Source organism: Micromonospora sp. NPDC049089 (genome assembly GCF_040648775.1).
Lineage (GTDB): Bacteria > Actinomycetota > Actinomycetes > Mycobacteriales > Micromonosporaceae > Micromonospora.
Map to the genome: position 1 here is coordinate 16,622 of NZ_JBEZEH010000035.1, position 10,197 is coordinate 26,818.

The window sequence follows — 10,197 nt, forward strand, 5'->3', positions numbered from 1 at the left end:
TGGGGAAGTCTCAATCCGTGAGGTAGCCGAAGCGCCTCAGCAGGCGCTGGGCTTCCGCTCGGTCGTCACCGGCGATCTGAAGGATCGACTCGGGCATCAGGCGGGGCGTCTTCGCCGAGCGGTACCGGCCACTGGCCACCTTCTCGCCCGTCTCCCGGACACCCAGCCGCTTGCCGGCCACACCCCGGACGGTCACGCCCTCGCTGGTGATGTACAGCTGGCGGCCGTACACGTCGACCGCTTCCAGGCGCCCACGTGACCGACCGCCGCGCAGCATCCGCGCCTCATCACCGGTCACCCGGGCGCCGGCCGTCAGCAGACCGCGAGCGCCACGGCGGGCGTTGACGACCTGCCCGATGTCCGCACCAAGGCGGATCGCCGCTGCGCCAGCCTTCGTGAACTGACGGTCCTGCTCAGCGGCCGACAGGCTCGCGAAGTACGCCTTCGGGTCCGTCATGACCTCGTCGGCAGTGTCCTCACGCGCCGGCACGTGCACGCAGTCGCACCGTGGGTGCCGATCGAACCCGGCATTGAACGCGTACCGGCGGCCAGCCAGGATCGCGCAGCGGGAACACCCGCCGCCGACCAGCATCCGGACGTACCCCGTCGCCGCCGGCCGAGCCGTCAACGCCACCTGGTCAGCGACCCGACCGGCGTCCGCGACCTGCGTCCGCACGATCATGTCCAGCCTGAGCGCGCCACCCGCCAGGGCCCGATCCGGTGTCACGCCACGACGGATAGCCGTCAACGACCCGATCACCGGCTGATACAGCAGGTCGACCAGATCCCGGCCGTCCGAAGCGACCCCGGCCAGCGAGGCCGCCATGACCCGGCCTGAGCGGTCGGCCGGCGCATCCTGGGCGGCGAGCACCTCGTCGAGGTAGCTGTCCGCCCGGCCCGCCGCAGCCTGCTGGGCACCGGTGAGCAGGACCAGCAATCGAGCCAGCAGCGGCATCCACGACCCGCCGATCCGGGCCGGATCGACCTGGCCCCACAACCTGGCGGCCTCATGGGCGGCCACCTGCGCGAACCGGCGCCGCGCCCGAGCGTGCTCCCGGGCGACCTCAACCAGCGAGGGCATCGACAGCACCAGCCTCAGCTGGTACGCCCGCCTGCTGCGTCGGCAGCGCCCGAGCTATCTCCAGCATCGGGTCGGCAGCCCGCTCAGCGTCCCGGAGAGCCTTCAGCTTCGTCCGACGCGGAGCCGAGTAGCCCATGTCCTCCCACGCCGCTTCAACCGGCAGGATCCCAGCGCCGACCAGCTTCACCGCCGCGTCAGCCTGCTGCGCCCGCGTCGGGGTCGCAGGGTCACGCCACAGCGTCTCCAACTGCGTCAGTTCGGGGTTCCACTTGCCGTCGAGAATCCGGCGCACGATCCGCATCGCCATCTCCCATGACCCGCCCGTGCCGCGGTGGAACCGCTCGCACGTCTTGATCAGGCGGGACTCGTCGGCGCGGATGCCCTCCGCGCTCGGCGGGTTCGTCGTCGACTGGCCTAAGAACCGCATTGGCAGACCAGTCACGCCCGCCACCAGAGAGGCGTAATGGTCGACGATCACCTTGAAGTTCGACAGATCGGCCGCGTCAAACGAGCCAACCTTCCCGTCCTTGTTGGCGAGGGCCCAGATCGCGCCGAAGTACGACTCCCACGCGGTGAGCTGGTTACCGTCCTTGTCGACGAAGTCGCCCTTGGTTGCGCCCAGCACGTACCGCTGCGGAATCGCCATGATCTCCGTCGCGAGCTGCGCGTTCGTCAGCGCCCGGGCGGCGGCGTCCGTCAGGCCGATGACCCGCTCGAACTGGCTACGGCCCTCGCGGCGGGACAGCCGCGGCCGGTTCACGATCGGCACCACCGGGACCACGCCCAGGTCGTGCTGGTCGCGGTCCAACTCCACCCAGCGGGCGTTCTGCCTCTCCAGCCACACCGTGACGTCCGGCAGATACAGCGTCGCCCGGCGCACCGTGCCGTCCTGGTACGACTTCGCCGCAGCCACCACCCGGCGGGTACGCGGGTCCAGCTCGACGTTGACCTCGTTCGCCGACTCCACCGTCACCAGCGGAATCGCCGGGTCCCGGTCCCCGTCGCCATCCTCAGCAGACGGGGCGTCCGGGGTGTCATCGCCAGCGCCGACCACAATGAACGAGCGGCCCAGCACCAGCGCGTCGAGGTGGGCAAGCTGCGACTCCTCGTCGAGGCCGTTGGCCTGCCAAATCCGCCACAGATCATCGTCCGCGTCCGTCGTGCCCGGGAGCCGGAAGCCCTCCAGGTCGATGCGCTCCTCCACCGCGTCGGCGTAGGTGCCCGGCCAGGCGACGATCGTCAGGAACCGCTCCAGCTCCGGCGGGACCGCCAGGCCGAGCTGCTCCAGGCGCTGCTCGCCGTTGTAGTACGCGTCCAGCCGACGGTTGCGGCGCTGCGTACGCAGCAACTGCAACTCCAGCCGGCCGAGGGTTTCCCGCTCGTCATCGCTGAGCGCCACGGGACCCCCTTCAGCTCATCGGAACACGACCACTCGGTTGTCTTCGGGCTCGGACGACCAGCCGGCGGCACGGGCGTCAGCCGCCGCCTCGTGGGCGAGGACCGACGCCATCGCCAGGTCGATCTTCTGATGGTCGGCTGGCTTGCCCAGCACGTACTTCTGCCCCGGCTTCGCGACCTTCCGCGCGTTCGCCACGTGCAGCGCGGTGGTCTTGCACCCGTCGTGGGTGATCGCACCCGTGATCAGGTCCGTCTCCATGCGGCGGATCGCCTCGTACATCTGCGTCACCCGGTTCGTGCGCCACACGATCACCCGGCGCTCGCCGTACCGCAGCGCGAAGTCGTCGATCTCGGAATCCCAGTCCTCCGGGTCCCAGTACGACCGTTCGACCTCGTACTCGGTGAACAGCTCATCCACCGCCGCGCGGACCTCACCGCGGGGGATCTCGCCACCCCACTGGGCTGGATCCCAGAACGTCGGACGCCGGTCCGGCCCGTACCTCGGGGTGAACTGGAAGCCGTCGATCGTCTCCGCTCGGAGCGCCGTCCAGTCGTTGTTGAGGCTGCCGTCGAAGCCGAGGCACGCGCGGATCTTCACGCCGCCACCTGCCGCTTCCGCGACTCCCACAGCCCCTCACGCAGCCATGAGCCCTGCCCGTACACCAGGCGGTTGCCGAAGAACCGCTCCGCCTGCGCCGGGTCGCGCTCCAGCATGTCCGCGGCCTCAGCCTCAATGCTGTCGAGGTCGATGTGGCCGCCGTTCTCCCGCAGCGCCTCCGCGTACACGAACCGGTGGATGCGGCGCCGCTCCACCTTGTTGCGGTACGACAGGTTCGCCGGCGGCTGCCGGAACTGGCGGTAGATGTCCGTGGCCTGCGACTCGTACTGCTGCTGCGCCACCGAGCGTTCCGCCGGATCCCATGCGTTCGTCGTCAGGCTGGCCCGGCCGCCCATGCCCGCGAGTCCGCGGTACTGGGTGTCGGCAACCTTCGTCATCCGGTTGCCGGCCGTCCACAAACCGACCTCGTCCTGCGGCACGAACGTCACCCGCTGACCCAGCCGCGACTGCGCCGACGAGGTCACCGTGTCGATTCGGCCGCCGCCCGGCAGGCGGATGAACTCCTCACCCGTCTTCGGGATCAGATCCGCCAGCGGGCCCAACTCGATCATCGGCCGCAGAGCATCGTAGACGTTATCCGTCTGCTCCTCAGACAGGGCCGTGATCTGGATCAGCGGCGTCGGCCAGGGCATCCCCATCGGCTCGCCAGGCTGGTACGGGTACTCCCACCCGCAGCCGCAGCCGTGGTCAACGCAGGCGAACCCGTCGTCCTTTCCGGCCCATCCGGCGAACAGCGCGGGACCAACGCCCTCCAAACAGATGTGCCCGGCAGCCAGTGGGCTCTTGCCCTTCTTCTGCGGGTCCACGAGCAGGCCACGCCGGTACACGAACGCCGAACCCAGGATTGGATCCGCCGGCACCCACCGGGCGGAACCCTTCACCAAGTAGAAGCTCGCCAGGTACTCGAACTGGTAGTCGTACGGGTTGAACGGACGGCCGCGGCGGAACCCGTCAGGGATCACACAGTGACGCGGGATCCAATCCAGGGCGACCAACAGCGGCTGATCCTCACGCACCCTTCCCACCGGCGATACCCCGCAGCCGGTCACGTGCGGCAGGCCGGGCGGGAGCCACGTCTGCCGCACGGTCGCCGCGCCTCTGCGCCACCTCGTCGCCAGGAATCCGCCACCGGTTGGCGCGCATCCCTGGAGTCGTCAGCCCTAGCGAGTCCTGCTGCTGGCGGACCAGCGTCCCCAGGTTCACCGGGGTGCCGGGCATCTCCACCAGGGCCAGGTTCCGCACGTGCAGCGCGACCTCAAGCTCCTGGCCGTAGCGCTGCCACATCAGCGCCTGCGGCTTCGCCCACAGCTTGGCCCACAGCTCGGCCTCGCGGTCGGATTGCCCGGCCAGCGGCCACGCCGGCGGCTCTCCGGTGCGCCCGGACGCCGGGAGGATCGTCCACTCGCCCTGGTCCCGCTCACGCCGCAGCGCGTTCGGGTCGGGGGCAGGGCCCGATCGGGCCCGCGCGCCTCCACTGCCCATCGTCGATCATCTCCTCAGCCGCCTTGCGCGGCATCGGGTGGCCGTCACCTTGCGTGACGGCTTTGGACCTTGGAACCGGTTTGAACCTGGCAAACCACCGGCTCACCTCCCCGGCGGTCCTGTGACCTGGGGCTTTGGGGGTCACCCCCCACCCTTCGGTCACTCACCGTGAGGTTGCCCGGCGCCATCCTCGGTTGCACGTGGCGTGCTCAAGCCGATCGGCCTTGGCATTGGGGTTGTTGCGTAGGTCCACGCTGTGCCCTGCGTCCAGCTCTTGGCCGGGCAGCATGGGCTGCTCACACACAGGGCATGGGCTGCCTGGTATCCACTGCCTGAGCAGGGCGTCGCGCCGTAGCTCGTGTGCCCTGTCGTATCCGCGTTGCTGTCTGCTGCCTCGCCGACGGTCTGCCTCTTGTCTGTCCGTGGCGCATAGGCCCGGCTTCGGTGTGAGGTTGGGGCAGCCTGGTCGAGAGCAGACGCGCATGGCCTTTGGCATCGGTGGCCTCCGTGCGGGGCGGTGCGGGCAGGCTGTCCGCCACAGCCAACCTGCCCGCTCACCCGCCCCCGGGTACGACGAAGCCCCACCGTGCGGGGGCACTGGCGGGGCTTCGAGGTCGTGTGGCGCTATCGCATTTCAGCCACCCTAAGAATCGGGGTGTGAACGATCAGTGTCAAGCTGGCGCGCTGGTCACGCGCTATGTCGTGCGAGCCAGCATCACGACTAACACGACCAGCAGCGCAAGGACGACCGGGACCAGCGCCACCGTCATGCCGAGCACACGGCGTATCCGTCGCTCAACGCGGTCGATCTCACCGGACACCATGCAGCTCATCCTCCCATCACGCGGCCACCGGAGCCCACACCCGCTCCGCGTACTCGCGCAGCTCATTCAGGTCGTACAGGGTCCGGCCCCGCTCGTCCTTCCCACACCGGTTGATGCGCGGCAGGTACGCCTCGTTGCGCTCGGCCTTGCGCGCCTCCAGCGACGCCCACTTCCGCAGCAGCGCCGGATCAACCGGCCGGTGATGCCGCAGCGCCAGGTCAGCAGCCCCGGCGTACGCGTCCACCGTGGCGGTGGCGTCGCCCACGATCTGCCGCTGCCACCACTCGACGGTCTCGTCGGTGCCGCACCCGTCGCACCCGATGAGCTGCCGCTCCCCGTACTGGTAGACGCGGGTGCCGCAGACGGACTCCACGCCGTCGAGGTCGGTGACGATGAGCGGGCAGTCGCCGATGTAGAGCCGGTCGGTGCCGGCGGGGTAGGCGAGGCGTCGGGTGCGCGGGTCGGAGGCGATGTCCCGCAGATCCCGCGCGTGCTCGTCAGCGGCCCCGTGAGCGGCCAGCCATACCGAGTGGTGGGCCACGTATGCACCGAGCGCTGTTATGGCGTCAGCGGGCAAATGAGAGCCCCTTTCATCGGCGATGGTCCGCACCAGGGCTACGAGGGTTGCTCGGATCGCGCTGCGGGCCTCCACCACGTCACCGTCCACGGTGGGCGCACCGGTGCTGGACGTGGCCACCTTCTCGCCGCCGCGACCTCCGGGCATGAGCCGCAGCGCCAGGTCGTCGTGGAGTCGGGCGGCGGTGCGGGCGTCTTCGGCGATGCGGCGGGTGTCCACCTCGCACAGGCGCAGCCCGTCGGCGGCCAGTCGGGGCAGGCACCCACGGCATGCCTCGGGGTCCGGGCAGTCGTCGGTGTGGTGGTGCGGTATGCCGCAGTGCGCGGCGACGCAGAGGATCGTCATGGTTCGGGTCCCCCCCCTTGTAGGCTGGCCGGTGCGATACGCCAGTGCCTTCGGGCCGGGTGCGTGGCCCAGGAGCGCCAACTCCTGGGCCTTCGCCGTTTGCGGGGTCAGCCCGTCTTGCGGGGCCACGTGGCGACGACTTCGCCGTCGATGACCGCCCGGTGGTTGTCGCTGGCGTGGTCGTACGGCTCGGTGCAGCGGTACGGCTCCGCGCCTTGGGGTGGAGTGGGCTGGAACGCGCCACACGTCCAGGTGGGATGTTTTCCGCTGTCCATGGCGTTCGTCTCCCGGGTTGTAGGCTGGCCGGTGATCAGCGCGGGCGTCCTACGGGGTGTCCAGGGTGGGCCAGGAGCTTTCGCGGGCTTCCTGGCCCACCGGCGTTTACGGGGTCTCGGTCTCGGCGTTGTCGCGGTACCACCGCAGGAACACCTCGGCGACCTCGGCCGCCAGGACGTGCTCGCGGGGTGCGGGGCCGGTGGTGAAGACGGTGACCGTCTCGCCGTCAGTGCGGAGGTCGATGCAGCCGTCATAGGTCCGCACGTCGGTGTCGGAGGTGCGGGCGTAGCCAGCGAAGGCCAGTTCGTCGTAGAGCCCCGGGACGGTCCAGGTGTACGTCTGGTCGTCCTCGGTGATCTCGTCCATGCGACCGTCGGGGAAGACGATGAATCCTCGGTCTGTCTTGGTCATGGTCGTTGTCCTTCCTCGTTGGTGCCGCTCAGCGCGGCGCGGTGGTGTCGTCGGTCAGGTGACGGGCGGCGGCTCGTTCTCCAGGGCGCGGGCGAACCACTGGGCGTGCGATTCCCGAGGCTCAGCCAGCCCGTACCAGGGGTCGACATAGCGGGCGGTGACGCCGAGCATCACGGCCGGCGGCCGGTCTCGGTACTTCGCGAAGTTGCCGCCGTCGCTGTGCGCCTCGCTGACGTTGCATCCACGGCAGAGCCAGCCCCTAACCAGCGCGGTGACGTGGTCGTGGTCGAGCACTAGTTCTCCGCTGCGACCACCGCCGCAGACGGCGCAGCGTCCGCGCTGCCATCGATAGATCAGGTCGTGCACGTGGCGGGCTGCCGCGAGTTCGTCGTCAGGCAGCGCCGGCAGTTGCGCCACGGCGGTGCGGTCCTCGTCGGTCACGGGCCAGTCATGGCAGGCGGGCGTCAGGCCAGCGCGCCACTCGTCGACCATCGCGGTGAGCCGAGCTGTCTCGGCCAACCTGGCCGCCGTCTCCTCGGCCGTCGAATGGACTGGGCAGGCGAGGCTGAACCGGGCCCGGAGTTGTCTGCACGCAGATCCGCGCCTGGTCGGCCGTCCGCACTGGGCTCCGCCATGAAGTGCCGTCAGGGCGTCGATGGCGTCGATGATTGGCTGGGGCGGGAGGCCGTGAGCCTCACTCAGAACAGGCTCTACGGGGCTCTCGTCCACACGTCCATTGTAAACTAATCTGGAGTCTCGTTTACACCGCAGGTCAGGGGCACTATGAAGCTCACCGGATACCTCCGAGTCAGCACCGAGTCGCAGATGGACGGGTTCGGGCTCAACGTCCAGGAGAAGGCCGTCCGGTCGTGGTGCCGGGCCAACGGGCACAAGCTCGTCGCCCTGCACACCGACGCCGGGATCTCCGGAGCCAAGGACGCCGCCGACCGGCCCGGCCTGTCCGCCGCCCTCTACGACATCGAGAAGCGCACCGCCGAGGGACTCGTCGTCCCGCGCCTCGACCGGCTGGCCCGCGCCGTCACCGTCCAGGAGGCGACCCTCGCGCTGGTGTGGCGCTACGGCGGGTCGATGTTCGCGGTCGACGGCGGCGAGGTGCTGCGCGACGACCCCGACGACCCGATGCGCACCGCCATGCGTGAGATGGCCGGGGTGTTCGCCGGACTGGAGCGCCGCATGATCGTGAAGCGGATGCGCGACGGCCGGAAGGCGAAGGCCGAGGCGGGCCGGCACGCGGTCGGTCAGTACGCCTACGGGCTCCACGGTGAGGGCAAGGGACGCGAGCGGGACGCCGCACCCAACCCGGCCGAGCAGGCGGCCCGTGACGAGATCGTGCGCCGCCGGAAGGCCAAGGAGTCGTACCGCGAGATCGCCGCCGCGCTGGACGCTGCCGGACTCAAGCCGCGCCGGGCCGACCGATGGTCCGCGATGGCGGTCCGGTCGGTGGCCCGGCGTGCCGGTCTGAGCTGACACTGACTTCTCCTAGTCGATCAAGCCGAAGGTTGGGAGTTATCCGGGTTGCCGGCGGTCGATGTGGGTCTTGCAGTTGGCGCACCTGACGACGCCCGCTTTCCGGGGATGCGGCTCGGTCGTGGTCGGCCCGCACGTGCGGCAGGTCGGCTCTTGATCCATCCGTGCCTCCAAAGCGGTGCTTCTGCGGGTATCGGCGGTCATGCCGCTGCCACCTGGTCGGCGCCGAGGTACGCCAGTAGTTGGCGGCCGATGTGTTCCGTGTACGCCGGCGGGATGGCCTGCCGGCCGCCGAGGTTGGTCATCCACTCGCACCCGAGCGCGTCGGCGAACGCGCGCTCACCCTTGTGCTCGAACGCGAGCAGGTTCGGGTTGCGGTAGCACTGGCACGGGGGCAGCAGTTCGAAGCCGGTCCAGTTGCCTCGCTGGAACACCCGGTGCCGCTTCACCCGCAGGCCGAACTGGGTGCCGCAGAGCAGGTAGTCGGGGCGCAGCGGCCCATCGGTGGCGGCCTCGGGCACGTTCTCCACGACCCACGGCACGGGCAGTTCGCCGAGGGCGGCGAGCATCGGTGTGAGCAGGTCGGGGTGGTTGTCGCGGCTGCCCCGCCATTCGGTGGCCCGCGACCAGGTCTGGCAGATGGGGCTGGCGGCGATGGCGTCGAACTCCTGCCAGTGGGCGGCGAGGTAGTCGAACGCGTCGGCCTGGTGGAACTCGAACGGGTAGCGGGGCTGGGGCTCCTTGTCGACACCCACCACGTCGAAGCCGGCCAGGTGGTAGCCCATGCTGGTGCCGCCCTCGCAGCAGAACAGGTCGAGGATCCGGGGCCTGGTCACGACGCCACCTCCGTGGGCAGGTTGTTGGTGTGGGTGTCGGCGTGCCGTCCGGCCTGGTACGGCACCACCAGCGGCGGCACGTCGGGGAATCCGTCCAGCACGATCGTCGCGGTGGGCCTGTCGGGGATGGGGTGGGAGTCCCAACCGCAGCCGGGGCACGGCCCGCCGTCGGCGCCGTGCCACTCGTGGCCGCAGTCCGGGTGAGGGTCGCCGTCGAGAACGGCGATGGCACTGCGGAGTAGCGGGTCGTGGCCGAGGTCGAGCCAGCCGCGAAGGTTCGTGAGGACGGCGGCCTGCTGGTCGGCGGTGAGGGTTTCCCAGCGGCCGGTCATGCCGCCACCGCCATGGACAGTTGCGGCCACTTCACCGCGGCGAGCGCAGCGCGCTGGGCGGCGGGCATCTCGGCGATCGGGTGCCCGAGGTACTCCAGGCCCATCGCCCGCAGCCAGAACGCGTCGCACTGGTTGTCGTCGGCGAACTCCCGCCCGGCCCGCTTGAACGCGGCGACGGCCATCTCGGGCTTGCCGCTGTTGCCCTTGCCGGTCGCGTACTTCTTCAGCGAGGCAGGGGTGACGAGGACGTACGGGATGCCCCAGAGGATGAGGGCGGATCGGACGGCCCCGTGGACCATGCCGGTGATGCCGGCGGCCTTGGCGTGGGTCGGCAGGTCCTCGATGACAACCAGGTCGATCGCACCACCGACGACGAGGCCGACGCAGTCGCGGATCTCGACGAGTCGTCGGTCGCCGTTGCTGCCGGGCTTGATCGTGCGAGTGGTGCCGTCGTGGGCGGCGACGCCTGTGGCGGTAATGGACAGGTCGAGTCCGACGATGCGGGGCTGGTTGGGCTGGGTCATGGCG

General features: G+C 70.1%; 14 protein-coding genes. 1 reads left to right on the forward strand and 13 read right to left on the reverse strand.

From position 1 onward, the window contains the following. Positions 1-10: 10 nt before the first annotated feature. From AB0B48_RS09000 to AB0B48_RS09045, 10 genes are all read right to left on the reverse strand, one after another. The gene (locus tag AB0B48_RS09000; RefSeq protein WP_357198119.1) at positions 11-1,081 is read right to left on the reverse strand and encodes a hypothetical protein; all 1,071 of its coding nucleotides are present in this window, start codon (positions 1,079-1,081) and stop codon (positions 11-13) included. Continuing rightward, a complete protein-coding gene (locus tag AB0B48_RS09005) occupies positions 1,065-2,480 on the reverse strand; it encodes a phage portal protein (RefSeq protein ID WP_357198122.1) in 1,416 nt (471 codons plus the stop codon). The genes AB0B48_RS09000 and AB0B48_RS09005 overlap by 17 nt, the downstream gene beginning before the upstream one ends. 15 nt (positions 2,481-2,495) lie before the next feature. Continuing rightward, the gene (locus AB0B48_RS09010; RefSeq protein ID WP_357198125.1) at positions 2,496-3,077 is read right to left on the reverse strand and encodes a hypothetical protein; all 582 of its coding nucleotides are present in this window, start codon (positions 3,075-3,077) and stop codon (positions 2,496-2,498) included. Continuing rightward, on the reverse strand, positions 3,074-4,060 hold the full coding sequence (locus AB0B48_RS09015; protein ID WP_357198128.1) for a hypothetical protein: 987 nt from the start codon (positions 4,058-4,060) through the stop codon (positions 3,074-3,076). Before AB0B48_RS09015 ends, AB0B48_RS09010 begins: the two co-directional genes overlap by 4 nt. 46 nt (positions 4,061-4,106) lie before the next feature. Beyond that, the gene (locus AB0B48_RS09020; RefSeq protein WP_357198131.1) at positions 4,107-4,580 is read right to left on the reverse strand and encodes a hypothetical protein; all 474 of its coding nucleotides are present in this window, start codon (positions 4,578-4,580) and stop codon (positions 4,107-4,109) included. A 695-nt stretch (positions 4,581-5,275) separates the two neighbouring features. Beyond that, complete coding sequence (locus AB0B48_RS09025; RefSeq protein WP_357198134.1) at positions 5,276-5,404, reverse strand: hypothetical protein; 129 nt, start codon at positions 5,402-5,404, stop codon at positions 5,276-5,278. Between the two features lie 16 nt (positions 5,405-5,420). Further along, positions 5,421-6,326, reverse strand: coding sequence for a hypothetical protein (locus AB0B48_RS09030; protein ID WP_357198137.1), 906 nt, complete (start codon positions 6,324-6,326; stop codon positions 5,421-5,423). 107 nt (positions 6,327-6,433) lie between these two features. Then, the gene (locus AB0B48_RS09035) at positions 6,434-6,601 is read right to left on the reverse strand and encodes a hypothetical protein (protein ID WP_357198140.1); all 168 of its coding nucleotides are present in this window, start codon (positions 6,599-6,601) and stop codon (positions 6,434-6,436) included. 106 nt (positions 6,602-6,707) lie between these two features. Next, complete coding sequence (locus AB0B48_RS09040) at positions 6,708-7,013, reverse strand: hypothetical protein (protein ID WP_357198143.1); 306 nt, start codon at positions 7,011-7,013, stop codon at positions 6,708-6,710. Positions 7,014-7,067: 54 nt separating this feature from the next. Further along, positions 7,068-7,532: an endonuclease domain-containing protein gene (locus tag AB0B48_RS09045; RefSeq protein ID WP_357198146.1), complete on the reverse strand. Its 465-nt coding sequence runs from the start codon at positions 7,530-7,532 to the stop codon at positions 7,068-7,070. Positions 7,533-7,796: 264 nt separating this feature from the next. On the opposite strand from AB0B48_RS09045, the gene AB0B48_RS09050 reads away from it, so the two are divergent. Further along, positions 7,797-8,501 (forward strand): recombinase family protein, encoded by a 705-nt coding sequence (locus AB0B48_RS09050; RefSeq protein WP_357198149.1) that lies wholly within the window; start codon positions 7,797-7,799, stop codon positions 8,499-8,501. 200 nt (positions 8,502-8,701) lie between these two features. Here AB0B48_RS09050 and AB0B48_RS09055 read toward each other — a convergent pair whose 3' ends face one another. The 3 genes from AB0B48_RS09055 to AB0B48_RS09065 are packed head-to-tail and all read right to left on the reverse strand — an operon-like array spanning position 8,702 to position 10,193. Further along, positions 8,702-9,337 carry a DNA cytosine methyltransferase gene (locus AB0B48_RS09055; RefSeq protein ID WP_357198152.1) on the reverse strand — a complete coding sequence of 212 codons (636 nt, stop codon included), beginning with the start codon at positions 9,335-9,337 and terminating at the stop codon, positions 8,702-8,704. Then, on the reverse strand, positions 9,334-9,669 hold the full coding sequence (locus AB0B48_RS09060; RefSeq protein WP_357198155.1) for a hypothetical protein: 336 nt from the start codon (positions 9,667-9,669) through the stop codon (positions 9,334-9,336). The genes AB0B48_RS09055 and AB0B48_RS09060 overlap by 4 nt, the downstream gene beginning before the upstream one ends. Next, positions 9,666-10,193: a hypothetical protein gene (locus tag AB0B48_RS09065; RefSeq protein WP_357198158.1), complete on the reverse strand. Its 528-nt coding sequence runs from the start codon at positions 10,191-10,193 to the stop codon at positions 9,666-9,668. The genes AB0B48_RS09060 and AB0B48_RS09065 overlap by 4 nt, the downstream gene beginning before the upstream one ends. Between the last annotated feature and the right edge of the window lie 4 nt (positions 10,194-10,197).